Below are 16795 nucleotides of genomic sequence, written 5' to 3'. Positions count from 1 at the left end.
GCCCGCCACCATGATCGTCGCCGGTGGGGCGCTCGGCGGCTCGAGATCGAAGTCATCCAGATAGGCCAACGTCTATGCAAGAACGGGTCGGGAACGCGGCCGGCCGCCGCTACGAGCCGGCGCCCTTGGCGGTGCCGGTGAGGATGCCGACGACCCAGCCGACGAACAGGCCGTACGCCGAACCGGCGTGCGCGGCCTGGAGCGCGCCGACCAGCGTGGGGTTGGCGATGATGAATGCGGTCAAAAAGGCGGCCAGCGCCGATGCGAAGATCAGTGCCGCCCAACCGAGGAAGAAGCCGCCGGCACCGCCGGTGACCGCCTTGCTGACCACGCCGAGGATGACCGCGACGAACAGGATCAGCAACAGCGCGCGCAGGTCGTCGGCGAGCAGGCGGCGCATCGCACCGCTGGAGCCGTCGACCGGTCCGAAGGCCCAGTGGGGCCAGGAGAGCACGCGCAGGAACCAGCCCCACGCACTGTCACCGCTGGTGTGCCTGTGCACCCATTCGGTGAAGGGCTGGTTTCCGAAGATGAGGACGAGCGCCGCCGTGGCGATGATGCCGGCACCTGTCACCGTACGAGTCCGCGCCATGACGAAATGATAGGTGCCCAGGAATGCATATGTCGATGGGTCATACCGTCGGTACTACTTCACCTGACGGACCGTCACCCTCCCGAGTGGACGCGCCGCGTCACGCGGCCAGCTCCGCGGCGGCGAACGAGACCTTGAACCGCGCGCACCAGATGGTGACGCTGCAGAACTGCGCCGGATCGACGCCCGCGGGCACGTCGTAGACCTGCGTGCCGTGGGTGCCCTTGAGCCGGCCCAGCTCCACGTGCCTGCCGTCGTCGAAGACGTGCCAGCCGTCGCGGCCGGGCAGCACCCGCTGGTCGGTGAGCCAGACCCGCAGGTCGGGGCCGTCCGATGTGGCCAGCTTGCGCAGGATGACCTGATGGCGCCCGTCGGGCAGGCGCACCAGCTGCACCGTGCCGGAGCTGTCGTGCTCGTGCGTGACCAGGGCGCCCTCGGCGAGCAGCACCGCGACCGGGGACGGCGCGGGCGCGCCGGGCGTGCGCGCCGGAGCGGCCGACGGGGCGACGACCACGGGTGCGGCGTCGTCGACCGTCTTGGAGGTGGCCAGCTTCCAGGGCTGGAACCAGTACAGTCCGAACGCCAGGGCCACGGCCAGCACCGCGGCCACCGCCCAGAAGGCGGGCTTGCCGAACATCCTCGTCATATCGATGACGCTAGAGCGTGCGGGGGCCGCGTGGCGGCCGCGTTCGCGGATCGTAAGGATCCCGTGGCCCCGCTCGCCGACCCGGCCCGTGAACAGGACGTACGCTCGCGTCATGGCCACCACCGTGCTCGTCGTGGACGACGATCCCACCGTCAGCGACGTGGTTCGCCGCTACCTCGAACACGCCGGGCACCGGGTCGTGCTGGCGGCCGACGGGCAGGCCGCGCTCGACGCGTACGCCGGCGAACGCCCCGATCTGGTGATCCTGGACCTGATGCTGCCCGGCATCGACGGGCTGGAGGTGGCCCGGCGGCTGCGCGCGGCGCCCGGCCCCGGCGTGCCGATCATCATGCTGACCGCGCTCGGCGAGGAGGTCGACCGCATCGCCGGGCTGCAGCTCGGCGCGGACGACTACGTGACCAAGCCGTTCTCGCCCCGGGAGCTGGTGCTGCGGGCCCAGTCGGTGCTGCGCCGCACCACGCCCGCCGCCGCGGCCGACGCCGTGCTCGCCGACGGCGACCTGGTCGTCGACCCGGTGCGGCGCACCGCCCGCCTCGGCGGCCGCGACCTCGCGCTGACCGTACGCGAGTTCGACCTGCTCGCGTACCTGATGGCGCATCCGGAGGTGGCCCTGCGCCGGGCGCAGCTGCTGGAGTCGGTGTGGGGGTGGACCTTCGGCGACCAGTCCACGGTCACCGTCCACGTGCGACGGCTACGCGAGAAGATCGAGCCGGACCCGTCCGCGCCGCGGCGCATCCACACCGTGTGGGGCGTCGGCTACCGGTACGAGCCGGTGTCCGGCACCCCCGCGGACCGGCCGGGAGCCGCCGGTGCGTGACATGCTGCTGATCCTGCTCGCGGCGCTGGCCGGGGCCGCGGTGGTCTGGCTGCCCGCGGCGCTGCTGCTGCGCGTGCTGCACCGGCGCTCGATCACCCTGAACGTCTGCGTGCTGCTGGCGGCCACGGTGCTGGCGATGCTGGCGGGCGTGCTGGCGGTCGCCGAGGGCATGTTCATCTCCCCGCACGACCTGCGCGTGCTGCTGCTCGTGGTGCCGCTGTCCGGGCTGGTCAGCCTGCTGATCGGCGGCTGGGTGGGGCGGCGGCTGGCCCGCTCGGCGATGTGGGCGGCCGACGCGCGCGAGCGGGAGCGCCAGGTCGAGGCGAGCCGCCGCGACCTGATCGCCTGGGTGTCCCACGACCTGCGCACCCCGCTGGCGGGCATGCGGGCCATGGCCGAGGCGCTGGAGGACGGCGTGGTCAGCGAGCCGGCCGCGGTCGCCGAGTACCACCGCCGCATCCGCACCGGCACCGACCGGATGGCGGCGCTGGTCGACGACCTGTTCGAGCTGTCGCGGATCAACGCGGGCGCGCTGGCGCTGTCCCCGGTGGACGTGCCGCTGGGCGAGGTGGTCTCCGACGCGGTCGCGGCGGCCGCCCCGCTCGCCGCGGCCCGGGGCGTGCGCCTGGTGGCCGCGCAGGAGCAGTGGCCGACGCTGCGGGCCGGGGAGCGCGAGCTGTCCCGGATCGTGGCGAACCTGCTGCTCAACGCGGTGCGCTACACGCCCGCCGACGGCACCGTCACGGTGTCCGGCGGCCGCGACGCCGAGGGCGGCTGGCTGGAGGTCGCCGACACCTGCGGCGGCATCGCCGACACGGACCTGCCGCACGTGTTCGACGTGGCCTTCCGCGGCGCGAAGGCGCGGACGCCCGGCACGGACGGCGGAGGCGGGCTGGGCCTGGCCATCGTGCGTGGACTCGTGGAGGCGCACGGCGGCCGGGTCGGCGTGGCCAACGCCGGCGGCGGCTGCCGCTTCACCGTGCACCTGCCCGCCTGATCAACACGGCCGACTAAGCTGCCTGCATGGCATCGGCTTCACCGGAACGCGCTGAATCGCTGGGCGAGCCGCGGGAGCGGCGCACCGGGACGAGTCTCGTGCCGCCGGATCTGGTCTACATCGGCTCGTACACGGCCAACGCCGGCACCGCGCACGCGATCACCGGCTGGCGGCAGGACCCGGAGTCCGGGCGGCTGGAGCCGGCCCTGTCGCCCGTGGCGGCCGTCGATCCGTCGTGGATCGCCTGGCATCCGGAGGGCACCCACCTCTACGCGGCCAGCGAGTCCGCCGCGCAGGTGCTGTCGTACGCGGTCGCCGACGGCGGCGAGCTGACCCTGCTCGGCACGCAGCCCAGCGGCGGCGCCGACCCGTGCCACCTGGGCGTGGAGCCGCAGGGCCGGTTCGTGGTCGCGGCCAACTACAGCGGCGGCTCGGTCGGCGTGCTGGCGATCGGCCCCGACGGCGCCCTGCGCCCCCCGCACGACCTGGTCGAGCACGCGGGCAACGGCCCCGACCCGGAGCGGCAGGGCTCGGCGCACGCGCACATGGCCCTGTTCGCCCCGGACGGCCTGCTCTACGTCGCCGACCTGGGCACCGACGACGTGCGCAGCTACGCGGTGGAGCCGTCCGGCCGGCTGCGGCACGTGGCCACCTCGCCGATGCCGGAGGGCACGGGCCCGCGCCACCTCGCGGTGCACCCCTCCGGGACGGTGTACGTGACGGGCGAGCTCGACTCGACGGTGGTCGCCTGCGCGCCGGAGGCCGACGGCCGGCTGCGGCCGGTCGCGGCGGTGCCCGCGACCGCCGGCGAGCCCGGTGAGCGCAACTACCCGAGCCATCTGGAGTGCTCGCCGGACGGCCGGTTCCTCTACGTGGCCAACCGCGGCGCGGACTGCCTGACCGTGTTCGCGCTGGACGGGGCCGTCCCCCGGCCGCTGGCCGACGTGCCCGCGGGCGGGCGGTGGCCGCGCCACTTCGCCCTGATCGGCGACTTCCTCTACGTGGCCAATCAGGAGGGTGACTCGGTGACGGTGTTCCGCCGCGACCCGGATACCGGGCTGCCGCACCCCACCGGGCACGCTACGCGGGTGCCCAGCCCGTCCTGCGTGCTCGGTGCCCCGTCCCGGCGCGGCCGGCAGAGCTGACCGATATTCGCGAAACCTCCCGAACCGCCCCGTGATCAGCCGATACTGGCGTGGTAACAGGAATGATCACGGGGGGCGTGCGCATGATCGGGGCGATCATCTGGGGCATCGTCGGCGGCGCGATCGTCGGGTACCTGGGGCGGCTGCTGCTGCCGGGACACCAGAACATCTCCGCGCTGATGACGGTGATAGCCGGCATCCTGGCCGCGACGCTGGGCGGCATCATCGCCACCTGGCTGGGCGTCGGCGAGACCCGGGGCATCGACTGGATCCGGCACATCATCCAGCTGGCGCTGGCCATGTTCTTCGTGTGGCTGGCCACCAGGATGACCGCCGGGCGCCACTCGCAGGCGCCGCGCCCGCGTACCCCCTGATCACCGCCGACGCCGGGCGCACGTCCGCTGTGCGCCCGGGCACGCGGGACTAATCTGTACACATTGGGCATGCATGTTTACCGACCGTGGGGCCCGGCAATCGAGGCGCCATGGTACTCACCGCTTCGCGATACCGCACCGCGACCGGTGCGGGCGTCATCGCCGCACTCATCCTCGTGCTGGTGTTCGGCAGCCCGGTGTACGTCGACTGGGCGAACGACAACGCCGACCCCGACACCGCCGGCGGCTGGTTCCTGCGCCTGCTGGCCTGGCCGGCGTGGAGGTTCGACGCCGACGACTCCGTGCAGGACGTGCTGGCCGCCGACCTGAAGGCGATCCTGCTGATCGTCTTCACGGCCGTCTTCCTCGCCCTGTCCACCAACGCTCAGCTGGGCCGCGCGCGAGGCACCTTCAGCCAGCTCATGGCCGGCTGGTCGAGCTACATCTTCGCGGGCGCCGTCGCGGGCCTGCTCACCGCCTTCATCCGCTCGGACGCGTCGCTGCTGGGCGCGTTCCAGGCGGCCGGCTCGGGCGCCATCTACGGCCTGTTCGTCGGCTGGATCGTCGGCATCGCCACGCTCGGGCACTACCGCGGCTCCACTCCCTGAGCGCAGCCGCCCACACCGTTTCGGGGAATCCGCCGCCTCCGCTCCCCCGGAGGCCCGCGGGTTCCCCGAAGCCGTGTACGGGCCCTGTCCGCGCTGGTGACCGGCGGGTAACGTGCGGCGGGTGGAGATGACATACGACACGACGATGCACGGGGCGCTGGCCGAGCGGATGGGCATCACGCTGCTGGAGGCGACCCCGGAGCGGCTCGTCGCGACCATGCCGGTGGAGGGCAACACCCAGCCGTTCGGCCTGCTGCACGGCGGCGCGTCCTGCGTGCTGGCCGAGACGCTCGGCTCGATCGGCGCCACGCTGCACGGCGCGACCATCGGGCGGCCGTACGCGGTCGGCGTGGACATCAGCGCCACCCACCACAAGGCGGCCCGCAGCGGCCTGGTCACCGGCGTGGCCACCCCGCTGCACCGCGGCGGCACCGTCGTCACCTACGAGATCGTCATCACCGACGAGGAGGACAACCGCATCTGCACCGCCCGCCTCACCTGCCTCCTGCGCAAGTGAGACGGGTCCCGGCTAGTCCATGCTCACCCAGGCCCAGTGGTCGGTCGTGACCGGTACGCCCGCCTCGGCGAACCAGCCCGCGACCCGGTCCCGGTTCGCCGCGATCGGTGCGGCGGCGTCCAGCTCACCCGCGTCGACCAGGGCGGTCAGGGCGGCGGCGAGCCGGTCCTCCAGGTCGCCCGCCGGATGGGGTGTGCCCGCACCCCGCGCCTCGAAGTACGCGACCAGCGCACCGAGCGACGCGTACGGGCAGCGTGCCGTGTAGGAGTCCTCGCGGCCGCCGAGGCCGCCGCGCGAGACGTAGTCGTACTCCTCCGAGAACACGACGCCCACGGCGGCGTCCTGCGGGTCGAGGCGCAGGCGCAGGGTGTAGGCGGAGCCGGAGGACTCCCGCCACACCTCCAGCAGCGGCTCATCGCGCCGGTGGTTGCGGACCGTGTGCGGCACGCCCGCCTCGGCCAGCCAGGACGCCACCTCGTCGCGCACCGCGCGCTGGGCGCGGCCGGGGCCGAGCGGGCCCGCCGCGGCCAGCGCCGTCAGCCAGGCGGCGAGCTGCTCCGCCGGGTCTTCGGGCAGCTCGGCGGGCGCCTGCGCCGGGAACCGCCCGGTGAGGTGGGCGACCGCCTGCGGCACCGCTGACGTGGGCAGGGCAAGCGCGTACTCGTTGCGGCGGCCGTTGCGGTGCAGGCGTTGCGTGGCCTCGGTGAAGGTCACCTCGGGGACGGGGCGGTTGGCGTCGATCGACAGCGCGAGCACGAACGCGGTCCCGGCGTCGGGGTCCGGGACGTCGAGCAGGGTGATCCGGCGGGTCAGGCCCACGAGCTCGTACGCGACGTCGAGCTCGCGGCAGTGGGCGGCGACGAGGTCGCGCAGCCGTCCGGGCGCGGCGGCGCCGTCCCCGATCTCCCTGCCGACCAGCGCGGCGAGCTGTGCTACCAGCATGTCCTCCGCCTCGCGCGACTCGCCGGGCGCGACGGCGCCGGGCACGAGTCCCTGCAGCAGGGCGGCCAGCGAGGGGTACGCAGTCTCCACGCCGTACTCGTAGGGCCGGCTCTCGTCCTCGGGCGGCAGGTACGTCTCCCGGAACCCCACGCCGAACGGCCGGAAGCGACGCTTCTCCCCGCTGCGCGGCGGGTGGAACTTCACGCCGATCGACCGGGCGGTGCCGTCGGACAGCTCGTCGTGCCGGATCGGGCACCAGCGGTCGTAGAGTTCCGCCGAGCCGTCGGCCTCGACCAGCAGCCGGTCGTACGCGATCCCGCCGAGCTCGCACCCCCGGGTCAGGGTCTGCCAGCCGCTCAGCCCGCCGCGCTGCTGCAGGTCGAGCAGGCAGGCCGCGAGGCGCTCGACGTCGTCCGATCCGGACGGTCGCCGGGACAGCTCCTGCTCCAGCAGCTCGGCCAGCTCCCGCAGTGCCGCGTCGGTGAGCCACACCTGCACCGTCTGCCGCTGGCGGTGATACGCCTCCGCGAACGCGGCACCTGGCCCGGCCGGTCCGGATCCGCGCACCAGCCGCCATTCCGAGCCGCCCTGGAGCTGCACCGTGCTGTCCACCCCGTCCATGGCCCGAGGCTAGCCGACGCCTCACCAGTGGCCGCGGGCGTCACCACACGCCCACCGCCGGGCGGCCCTGGCAGACGCACGCCTTGACCGGACGGTCACGGCCGCCGACCAGCGCCGCACCGAGGCATCACCGACCAGGTGGAGAAGGGCGCGTTCGACAGGGCAAAGCGTCAAGAAGAGCACGTTCGACAAGGCAATGCGTTAAGAAGGGCACCTTCTACAACGCGGAGCGTTAAGAAGGTGCCCTTCCTTTCAGGACTACCAGGTGGGGCGTTGGAGGAGGCTGACGAACTCGATGAGCAGGGCCTCGCGCAGGCGCGGGGAAGCGGCGGCGAGGACGGCGTTGACGACGGCGAGGCGGGGGGCCGCCCCGGGCTCGCCGCCGACCAGGCCGAACTGCTGGGCCAGGGCCGCGACCAGCTCCGGGGTGAGCTGCTCCGGGGGCAGCGACGAGGCCAGCGCGAGCAGCTCGGCGGGCAGCTCGACCGGGCCCTGGGTGCGGGCGGCGAACACCGCCTCGGCCAGGGCCTGGCCGAACTCGGGCACCTGCGGCAGCACGGACGCGGTCACCGTGAGGTGGATGCTGGCGGGCAGGTCGGCGTACGGCAGCTGCGGCTGGGTGTGCCAGCCGCGCGCGGCCAGCTCGTCGGCGAGCACGAACAGGTCCAGGCCGGGGTCGTCGGCGGCCAGGCAGACCACGGTGTAGTCGGCGGGGGCGAGCAGGCGCAGCCCGTCCACTCCGGACACGGCCTTGGCCAGCCCGGCGACGGCGTCGCGGGTCTGCCGGGCGAGTTCCAGGTAGCCCTCGTCGCCCAGGTGGCGCAGGGTGGCGAAGGCCGCGGCGATCGGGCCGCCGGAGCGGGTCGACGAGATCACCGGGTTGATCATGGTGTAGCCGGGCCAGTCGGCGAAGGCGAAGTACTGCGGGCGGCGCAGCGCGGCGTCGCGGTGCAGCAGCACGGACACGCCCTTGGGGGTGTACGCGTACTTGTGCAGGTCCACCGACACGCTGGTCACGCCGCGCACGCCGAAGTCGAAGGCGGGCACGCTCACCCCGACCCGGCGCAGGAACGGCAGCGCCCAGCCGCCGAAGCAGGCGTCCACGTGGCAGCGCACGCCCCGCTCGGCGGCGATCGCCGCGATCTGCTCGACCGGGTCGACCACCCCGTGCGCGTACGACGGCGCGGAGCACGCGACCAGCACCGTGTCCTGCGTGATCGCGGCGGCGATGGCGGCCGGGTCCGGCGTGAACGTCTCCGGGTCGACCGGCACCAGGTCCAGCGCGACGCCGAGGTAGTGGGCGGCCTTGGCGAACGCGGCGTGCGCCGTGGACGGGACCACCAGCCGCGGCGCGGTGATCTCCGGGTGCGCGTCGCGGGCCGTCTTCACGGCCAGGATCAGCGACTCGGTGCCGCCGCTGGTGACCGAGCCGACCACGTCCGGCGCGGCCGTGCCCGGCCCCGCGCCGAGCACCCGGGCCGCCGCGGCGACCAGCGCGTTCTCGGTCGCCAGCAGGGACGGGAAGGCGGTCGGGTCGAGCCCGTTCACGTGCGCGGACAGGGCGTACGCGGACATCGCCAGCTCGTCGAGCCCGGCCCGCGCCGGGTCGTAGACGTAGGCGAACAGCCGCCCGCCGTGGGTGGGCAGGTCCGCCTGGCGCATGCCGCGCAGCTCGGCGAGCACCTGCTCGGCCGGTACGCCCTGGGTCGGGAGTGCGTCGATCATCGCGTCACCCTATCGGTAGCGTCCGGACCGGCCGTGACCTGCACCGATGCCAGGCGGTCGGGGGTCAGGTCGTAGCGGCGCAGCAGTAGCGTCACCGGGCCGACCAGCAGCGCGGGCACCACGCTGAAGCCGAGCAGCACGCCGAGCCGGGCCGTGTCGGACTGCGCCGCCGCGCCGCTGGCCGAAGAGGCGTAGCCGGACAGCTGCAGCACCAGCGCGTAGATGCCGGGGCCGAGCGCGAGCCCGAACGTCTCCCCCGCCGTCCACAGGCCGGTGAACACACCCGCCTGGCGGCGGCCGGTGCGCGCGGCGTCGTACGCCACGCAGTCCGGCAGCATCGCCATCGCGAAGACCTGCTGACCCGCGTAGCCGACGCCGATCACACCCGTGATCAGGTACGCCACCACGGGCGCCACCGAACCCGCCACGACCAGCGCCAGCGCGCCACCGGCCAGCAGCACCGAGGCCAGCACCAGCGCCTTCGTCTTGCCGACCCGGGCGCCGATCCGGCTCCACAGCGGCATCACCAGCAGCGCCGGGCCGACGAAGCAGGCGAACAGCAGCGTCGGGCCGTCCTCCGGGCGCTCCAGCACGTGGTCAGCGACGTACTTGACGCCCGCCAGCATCGTCGCGACGCCGATCGACTGCACCACGAACACGATCAGCAGCACCGTGAACGGCCGGTTGCCGCGCACCACGGCGAGCTGCGCGCGCAGCGACGGCTCGCTCTCGGTCACCCGGCCCACCGGCGCGCGCCGGGTGCCGAAGAACGCGCCCAGCGCCCCGGCGATGATCAGCACCGCGACGAACAGGCCCATCCAGCGGTGTCCGGGCACGCCCCCGCCCCCGGCCTGCACCACGATCGGCGCGACCGCGCCGGAGACCAGGATCGCGATCGCCAGCACGGCCACGCGCCAGGTCATCAGGCGCGTGCGCTCGGTGTAGTCGTCGGTCATCTCGGCCGGCATCGCCACGTACGGCACCTGGAAGAAGGCGTACGCCGTCGCGGTGGCCAGGAACGCGACCGCGACGTAGGCCGACGCCCCGCTGCCGGTGCCGAACGGCGCGGCGAACATCAGGGCGAACAGCACCGCCACCGCGAGCCCGCCGAACAGCAGGTACGGTCGGCGCGCGCCCCAGCGCGAGACCGTCCGGTCGGAGATCCGGCCCGCCACCGGGTTGATCAGCACGTCCCACGCTTTCGGCACCAGCACCAGCAGGCCCGCCAGGCCCGCGGCGACGCCCAGGTTGTCGGTGAGGTACGGCAGCAGCAGCAGGCCCGGTACGGTGCCGAACGCGCCGGTGGCCAGCGAGCCGAGCGCGTACCCGGCGCGTACCCCGCCGGTCAGGGGTTTGTCCTGGTCGGGGGCGGTGACCTGGGACGAAGCGGGGGGCGAGACGGTCATGGCTGCGGATGCTACGCGGCGTGTGTCCTACAGCACAGAGGGAGGTGAGGGAATTTCACACAGTTCTTGAGCCTTCAACAACTAAGACGCAAGATCCGCGTTACCTGTAGAGCGAGTTGGCTTCGACGACGAGACTGGTGAGCCATGACCGAGCCGCTGGGCGTACGGACCCGGGTGACCGTTCCGCTGCGCTTCCCCGACGGGTACGCGACCACCGCGGAGGTCTTCACCTTCACCGGCCTGTCCGACGGCCTGGAGCACCTCGCGCTCGGCCTCGGCGACTTCGCGAACGCCGCGACGCCGCTGGTCCGCGCCCACTCGGAGTGCATGACCGGCGACGTGTTCGGCTCCGCCCGCTGCGACTGCGGCCCCCAGCTGCGCGAGGCCGTCCAGCGCATCACCGAGACCGGCGGCTACCTGCTCTACCTGCGCCAGGAGGGCCGCGGCATCGGCCTGTACGCCAAGCTCGACGCGTACGCCCTGCAGGACTCGGGCCTGGACACCTACGCGGCGAACCGGGCGCTCGGCTTCGCCGACGACGAGCGCGACTACACCGCCGCCGCGCAGATGCTGGCCGCGCTCGGCGTCCCCCGCGTGGACCTGCTCACCAACAACCCCGACAAGCCCGGCCAGCTGCGCGACCACGGCATCGAGGTGGCGCACGTCGTCCCGACCGCCGTCCACGCCAAGCCCGACAACCTGCGCTACCTCCACGCCAAGGTCACCCACACCGGCCACACCATCACCCTCCCCGTGGCCGCCTGACCACCACGTCGGCCGAGCCCCACTGACCGGCGAAGGTTGCCGTCCAGCGAAGATCGCTCCGGCGAAGCCTGGCGTCCGGCGAAGCCTGGCGTCCGGCGAAGATCGCTGTCTGCGGTCAGGACCTGCAGTCTGACCGCAGGTTCTGACCCGCAACAGCGATCTTCCCCACCGCCCCGCAGACCCAGCCGGAGCAGCGGCGACGTCGGTCAGGGGACGGGGATGCGGGCGGGGAGGTCGGCGAGGTCGGGTGGAGCGGGCCGGACGAAGTCGTCGGTGTGCGTGACGTCGAGCCGGGACAGCGTCGGGCCGAGCGCCGGGCCGAGGTGGTGGCCCGTGATCGCACCGAGCACCACGATCGTGATGAACACCGCTGTCTTGGCCACGAAGCGCAGGAGCTCGCCTGCGGAGATGTCGTGGGCGACCAGCGGCCGCGGTCCCGTCTCGCTCACAGCCCCGCCACCACTTCCGCCGCCAGCCATCGCGCGGTCTGCTCCGCCTGCCCCCGCTCGTCCGCGGTGGTGGTCCAGTAGACGAGCACGGAGTAGGCGCCCGCCTGCATCCACAGCTGGACCTGCGTGATCCCCTCCCTGCCATCGATCTCTTTCATCGCGGCGGGTCCGTAGAGCACCTGCACCGCCTCCGCCCCGGGGACGGCCGGATGGCTGACCTCGGCCAATCCCGAGTGGAACACGCGCTGCGGCCAGCCCGCACTCCGGCGGGCGCTGCCGGGCCGGCCGTCCCCGCCGTGGTGGTTGACCACGACGTCCAGGCTGACCGCGGGGCCGGCGGACCAGAGGCACTCGCTGGCGCTGACGTCATCCCTGGTCCGCCGCTCGACCGGGCCGTCCACGGTGAGCCCGAGCCGGGCCAGCGCCTCGGGCCGCACCAGCTCGCATGCCGACGGCGGCGGCGACCCGGGCACCGGCGAGTCGCCCATGGCGAGCCCGCCCACCTGCCAGCCCGCCCAGTGGGCGCCGATCAGCGCGGCCCACAGCCACGGCGGCACCCGCCCCCACCATCTCATCAGCACCGTCCCCGTCCGCGCTGCCGCTGACCCTAACCCCTCGGCGCAATACGCGAAGATCGCTGTTCCGTGCCGGAATCCGCAGCCTCACCACAGCTTCTGACACGGAACAGCGATCAAGCGGGCGACGAGGCCCCGCCTACTCCGCCCGCAGGTTGTCCAGGTCGAAGGACCCGGGGCTGAGCCACAGGTACACCGCGTGCACCTCGGTCAGCGAGGACGGGTCGCAGGACAGGCCGGTCTGCAGGTCCACCTCGACCGAGGTCCGGGCGGTGTCCTGGTTGACCCAGTTGAACGGGCCCTGGCACCAGGTCCAGTTCGGGCCGGTCTGCAGCACGATGCTGGTCGAGGTGCCCGCCGCGCCGGTACGCAGGTCGTACTTGACCGACGTCTTGCCCGACAGGTCCACCGGGGCCGGGAAGCCGACCCCGAACCAGCCGCCGTCGGCCGCGTCGGCGTGCAGGCCCGCCGCTCCGTCGGTGACGAACGAGGTCTGCCCGGACAGCGTGCCCGCGTTGGCCTGCCAGTCGCCCGGCGCCCAGCCTTCGACCCCGGTCTCCCAGGAGGCCAGCGGGATGGCCGCGGTCGGGTCGGGCAGCACGGTCACGGTCACCGTGGCCGTGTTCGACAGCCGCGCCGCCGTGTCGCGGATCGTGTAGCTCGCCACAGCCTTGCCGGAGAAGCCCTCCCCCGGGGTGAACGTCAGCTCACCCGTGTCGGCCAGCGCGAACGCGCCCCCGGCCACGATCAGGCTGGTCTGCCGCCCGTCCGCCGCCGGGTCCAGGTCGATCTTGTCGGCCCGGACGTGCGTCTGGTACGCGATGTCGTTGGCCGCCGGGCGCAGCGTGGCCGCCGAGCCGAACGGCACCACGGCGCCGTCGTGATCGGCGACCGGCGGGAACGTCCGCCGCCCGGTCGAGATGATCGTCCCGGCGTTGGTGATGGTCTGGCACACCGTCCCCGGGCAGGCCACGGTGAAACCGTCGTAGTCCGGGTACATGGTGCCGTCGTCCTGGATGCCGTTGAGCATCCAGTAGAGGAAGCCGTCGCCCCCGTCGCTCGCGGCGGCTTCGGTCCACTGCTGGTAGACCGGGTTGCGGGTGGCCTTGTCGCGCCAGCCGAACTCGCCCAGGAAGGACGGCTTGCCGATCCGCTTCGCGTCGCGGTGGTGCCGCGCGATCCAGTCGGCGCCCCACTGGGCGGTGCGGTTGCCCCAGCCGTCCGGGTAGAGGTGGAACGAGACCACGTCCACGGCGGGCAGTTTGCCGAGCGCGACCGAGTCGACGCCCTCGCCGCAGTTGGTGGTCCAGTCCGCCGACGCGGCGTCGTCGCAGTAGAAGCCCTCGTCACCCACGCCGACCAGGTGCCTGCGGTCGACGCTCTTGACGTGGCGGGTCATCTCGTCGGCCCAGGCGGTGAGCGTGGCCGGGGTGCAGTCCGCCGACGGCGGGTACACACCGGAGCCCTTGCAGCGCGGCTCGTTGCCCAGCTCCCACAGCATGACCGCCGGGTCGTCCTTGTACGCCAGCCCGGTCAGCGGGTTCACCCGGTTCAGCACGTGGCTGATCCAGTCGCGGTACCAGCCCTTGATGACCGGGTCGGTGTAGAAGTCGTCGTGGTTGTCCGCCCCGGCCCACCGCACGTACTGGTCGATGCCGCCGAAGTCGGACCAGTTGTTGGTGAACGGGATGATCAGCTTGACGCCGCTCTGGCCCGCCTTCCACAGCACGTAGTCGAGCTTGCCCAGCCCGTCCGGCCCGTCGTTGTACGCCGGGCGGGTGCCGTCCCAGTACTGGAAGTAGACGCCGTTCTTCTTGCCCGACACCGAGCCCTGGTCGTCGGCGGTGCCGATGTCGAGCCAGCCCCACGTGCGCAGCACGGTCAGCCCGGCCCCTTTGGCGCGGGCGAAGACGTCGTCGACCATCGCGGGCGAGGAGTACATCAGGTAGTAGTTGTTGGTCCCGGCGAACCGGAACCGCTTGCCGTCGAGCTTGAGGTCGCTGCCGTGGCGGGTGACGAACCCGCCGCCGGAGGGGGCGGCCGCGGCGGCGCTGCCGCTGCCCGTCCCGAGCAGCAGGATCAGCGCCCCGGCGGCGACCGCCAGGATCCGTCTGTTCATGTGCGTGCTCCCAGGGGTGAGAGGGGGAAGGTCACGGGTGGCGCGGGATGTCGTTGACGCAGCGCAGCACCGGCCGGGCGGCCAGGTTGGCGGCGGGCAGACCCACGGCGCTGGTGACCCGAAAGGTCACCGACTCCCCCGGCAGCAGCGTGACCATGGTGCGGTCCACGGTGGCGGCCGGGTCGAGCCGGTCGGGGAACAGGGACAGGTCGCGCAGCACGGTCCCGGCGGTGACGGTGACGTCGTACCCGCCGGGCACGGGCTCGACCTTCGTCTCGTACCGGGCCGGCGGGTAGTCGATCTCGCGGTCCTCGGCGAAGAACCACGTCGCCTGCTGCTCGCCCGCGACCGCCCGGAGCAGCTCCGACCGGGGCTCCTCGGGCAGCGCGACCCCCTCGGGCAGCGCGATGACCGCGACCGCGCGCGGCGCGACGTCGAGGTCGACCGTGGTCGACACCAGCGCCTTGCCGCCCAGGTCGTAGCCGGTCACGGTCGCCTCGGCCCGCCACGGCTCGGCCGTGTCGTTCGACGCGACCAGGACCAGGCCGCCGTCGCGCGGCTGCAGGGTGAGCAGCCGGTCGGCGAACGCGTCGCGCAGCGCGTACCACAGCGGTTTACGGCGGCCGTCGCCGTCGATCGCGGCCCAGGAGGTGACCGGCCAGCAGTCGTTGAGCTGCCAGACGATCGCGCCCATGCAGACGGGCTGGTGGGACCGGAAGTGCTCGACGGCCAGCCGGATCGCGCGGGCCTGGTTGACCTGCGTGAGGTAGTGCCAGTCGGCGAAGTCGCGCGGCTCGGGCAGGTGCGCGTCCAGCCCGCGCCGCAGTTTCAGGTCGCCGTCCATCGCCTTCTGGTGGTGGCGCATCCCCGGCGAGTCGCTGGCCAGCGGCTTGTCGGACAGCGCGCGGCGCAGCGTCGCGTACGCGGGCGGCGCCTGGAACCCGAACTCGGCGCAGAACCGGGGCACGTAGTCCCGGTAGTGCGTGTAGTCGATCTGGTTCCACACGTCCCAGATGTGCATGGTGCCGTGCGCCGGGTCGTTGGGGTGGATGTCGTCGCGGCCCGACCAGGGACTGCCCGGCCAGTACGGCCGCGTCGGGTCGAGCGCGGCCACGATCGAGGGCAGCAGCTCGTGGTAGAAACCGGCGCCCCAGCTGCGCCCGGCGAGCTTCTCGGGCCAGCCCCAGTCGGCGAAGCCCCAGATGTTCTCGTTGTTGCCGGTCCAGGTCACCAGGCTCGGGTGCCCGGCCAGGCGCACCACGTGCTCGCGCGCCTCCGCCGCGACCTCCGCCGCGAACGGCTCCTCCTCCGGGTACGCCGCGCAGGCGAACAGGAAGTCCTGCCCCACCATCAGGCCCAGCTCGTCGGCCAGCTCGTAGAAGTCGTCGGACTCGTACCGGCCGCCGCCCCACACCCGCAGGTAGTTGATGTTCGCGTCGCACGCCTGGCGGAACCGCTCGGCCAGCCGCTCCCGGGTGATCCGGGTGACGAACGCGTCGTCGGGGATCCAGTTGACCCCCTTCACGAACACCGGCACATCGTTGACCACCAGGGTGTACGGCGTGCCGTGCGCGTCGGGCGTCGTGTCCAGCCGCACCGAGCGGAAGCCCACCCGGCGCTCCCAGCGGTCCAGCTCGCGGCCGCCCGAGCTGGCCAGCACCACCCGCAGGGGGTAGAGCGGCTGCTCGCCGTACCCGCGCGGCCACCAGCGCCGCACGTCCGGCACGGACAGCCGCAGCGTGGTCCCGATGCTGCCGGCGCCGATGGTGGCCACCCCCACCACGCCGCCGACCTCGGCGGTGACGGTGAGCGGCTCGGTGGAGGCCCGCTCCACGTCGATGTGCAGCTCGACCAGGCCGGTCGAGCCGTCCACGGTGACCAGCGGGCGCACCTGGGCCAGCCGCGCCGTCGACCAGCTGTGCAGCCCGATGGACTGCCAGATGCCCGCGGTGACCACGGTCGGGCCCCAGTCCCAGCCGAAGTTGCAGGCCATCTTCCGGATCAGGTTGTACGGCTCGTCGTAGGCCCCCGGCCGGGCGCCGACCTGCTCGGCCATCGCCGCCGTGTACTCGTACGGCGAGTCGAAGACGATGCGCAGGTCGTTGCGGCCGGGGGTGAGCGCCGAGCGCAGGTCGAAGCGGTAGCCGCGGTGCATGTTCGCGGTGCGCCCGACCTCGGTGCCGTTGAGCGAGATGGTGGCGACGGTGTCCAGCCCGGCGCAGACCAGGTCGATCCGATCGTCCTGCGGCCCGTTCCACAGGAAGCCGGTCTCGTACGTCCACCGGGTGCGCCCGATCCACTTCAGCGCGTCCTCGTTGCCGTCGAGGTACGGGTCCGGGATGAGCCCGGCCGCCAGCAGGTCGGTGTGTACGCAGCCGGGCACGGTCGCCGGCACCCGGTCGACGGGCACCGGCGTGTCACCCGCCGAGACCTGCCAGCCGTGGTGGAGCTGGACCATGCTTCTGGACCGCGACGC

General features: G+C 73.2%; 16 protein-coding genes. 7 read left to right on the top strand and 9 right to left on the bottom strand.

Going from position 1 to position 16795, the window contains the following annotated elements; genetic code table 11:
• Nucleotides 1–109 precede the first annotated feature (109 nt).
• Entirely contained in the window at nt 110–592 is a 483-nt protein-coding gene (locus AB0J67_RS07455) for a hypothetical protein (protein ID WP_363477485.1), read from the bottom strand.
• Nucleotides 593–692: 100 nt separating this feature from the next.
• Nucleotides 693–1238 carry a DM13 domain-containing protein gene (locus tag AB0J67_RS07450; protein ID WP_363477483.1) on the bottom strand — a complete coding sequence of 182 codons (546 nt, stop codon included), beginning with the start codon at nt 1236–1238 and terminating at the stop codon, nt 693–695.
• Between the two features lie 112 nt (nt 1239–1350).
• Between AB0J67_RS07450 and AB0J67_RS07445 the strand changes: the two genes are divergently transcribed.
• From AB0J67_RS07445 to AB0J67_RS07420, 6 genes are all read left to right on the top strand, one after another.
• Nucleotides 1351–2076 carry a response regulator transcription factor gene (locus AB0J67_RS07445; protein WP_363477480.1) on the top strand — a complete coding sequence of 242 codons (726 nt, stop codon included), beginning with the start codon at nt 1351–1353 and terminating at the stop codon, nt 2074–2076.
• A 1-nt stretch (nt 2077) separates the two neighbouring features.
• Nucleotides 2078–3073: a HAMP domain-containing sensor histidine kinase gene (locus tag AB0J67_RS07440; protein ID WP_363477504.1), complete on the top strand. Its 996-nt coding sequence runs from the start codon at nt 2078–2080 to the stop codon at nt 3071–3073.
• 26 nt (nt 3074–3099) lie between these two features.
• The gene (locus AB0J67_RS07435) at nt 3100–4218 is read left to right on the top strand and encodes a lactonase family protein (RefSeq protein ID WP_363477477.1); all 1119 of its coding nucleotides are present in this window, start codon (nt 3100–3102) and stop codon (nt 4216–4218) included.
• A gap of 83 nt (nt 4219–4301) precedes the next feature.
• Nucleotides 4302–4592, top strand: coding sequence for a GlsB/YeaQ/YmgE family stress response membrane protein (locus AB0J67_RS07430; protein WP_363477475.1), 291 nt, complete (start codon nt 4302–4304; stop codon nt 4590–4592).
• 110 nt (nt 4593–4702) lie between these two features.
• Nucleotides 4703–5200 (top strand): hypothetical protein, encoded by a 498-nt coding sequence (locus AB0J67_RS07425; RefSeq protein WP_363477472.1) that lies wholly within the window; start codon nt 4703–4705, stop codon nt 5198–5200.
• 127 nt (nt 5201–5327) lie between these two features.
• The gene (locus AB0J67_RS07420) at nt 5328–5717 is read left to right on the top strand and encodes a hotdog fold thioesterase (RefSeq protein ID WP_363477500.1); all 390 of its coding nucleotides are present in this window, start codon (nt 5328–5330) and stop codon (nt 5715–5717) included.
• A 12-nt stretch (nt 5718–5729) separates the two neighbouring features.
• On the opposite strand, the gene AB0J67_RS07415 is transcribed toward AB0J67_RS07420, so the two are convergent.
• The 3 genes from AB0J67_RS07415 to AB0J67_RS07405 form a co-directional block, all read right to left on the bottom strand.
• Nucleotides 5730–7280 (bottom strand): hypothetical protein, encoded by a 1551-nt coding sequence (locus tag AB0J67_RS07415; protein ID WP_363477469.1) that lies wholly within the window; start codon nt 7278–7280, stop codon nt 5730–5732.
• A 258-nt stretch (nt 7281–7538) separates the two neighbouring features.
• On the bottom strand, nt 7539–9005 hold the full coding sequence (locus AB0J67_RS07410; protein ID WP_363477465.1) for an aminotransferase class V-fold PLP-dependent enzyme: 1467 nt from the start codon (nt 9003–9005) through the stop codon (nt 7539–7541).
• On the bottom strand, nt 9002–10411 hold the full coding sequence (locus AB0J67_RS07405) for an MFS transporter (RefSeq protein WP_363477462.1): 1410 nt from the start codon (nt 10409–10411) through the stop codon (nt 9002–9004). The genes AB0J67_RS07410 and AB0J67_RS07405 overlap by 4 nt, the downstream gene beginning before the upstream one ends.
• Nucleotides 10412–10555: 144 nt before the next feature.
• Here AB0J67_RS07405 and ribA point away from each other — a divergent pair, with 144 nt between their 5' ends.
• Nucleotides 10556–11176, top strand: coding sequence for a GTP cyclohydrolase II (ribA, locus tag AB0J67_RS07400; protein WP_363477460.1), 621 nt, complete (start codon nt 10556–10558; stop codon nt 11174–11176).
• 206 nt (nt 11177–11382) lie between these two features.
• Here ribA and AB0J67_RS07395 read toward each other — a convergent pair whose 3' ends face one another.
• The 4 genes from AB0J67_RS07395 to AB0J67_RS07380 all read right to left on the bottom strand — a co-directional run bounded on the left by AB0J67_RS07395 (nt 11383) and on the right by AB0J67_RS07380 (nt 16777).
• Nucleotides 11383–11625 carry a hypothetical protein gene (locus tag AB0J67_RS07395; RefSeq protein WP_363477457.1) on the bottom strand — a complete coding sequence of 81 codons (243 nt, stop codon included), beginning with the start codon at nt 11623–11625 and terminating at the stop codon, nt 11383–11385.
• Entirely contained in the window at nt 11622–12200 is a 579-nt protein-coding gene (locus tag AB0J67_RS07390) for a hypothetical protein (protein WP_363477454.1), read from the bottom strand. Before AB0J67_RS07390 ends, AB0J67_RS07395 begins: the two co-directional genes overlap by 4 nt.
• Nucleotides 12201–12339: 139 nt before the next feature.
• Nucleotides 12340–14319, bottom strand: coding sequence for a cellulase family glycosylhydrolase (locus AB0J67_RS07385; protein WP_363477451.1), 1980 nt, complete (start codon nt 14317–14319; stop codon nt 12340–12342).
• 31 nt (nt 14320–14350) lie between these two features.
• Nucleotides 14351–16777: a glycoside hydrolase family 2 protein gene (locus AB0J67_RS07380; protein WP_363477448.1), complete on the bottom strand. Its 2427-nt coding sequence runs from the start codon at nt 16775–16777 to the stop codon at nt 14351–14353.
• Between the last annotated feature and the right edge of the window lie 18 nt (nt 16778–16795).

It is taken from the genome of Catellatospora sp. NPDC049609 (genome assembly GCF_040675365.1).
Taxonomy (GTDB): domain Bacteria; phylum Actinomycetota; class Actinomycetes; order Mycobacteriales; family Micromonosporaceae; genus Catellatospora.
This window is presented reverse-complemented; position numbering and strand designations above follow the sequence as displayed.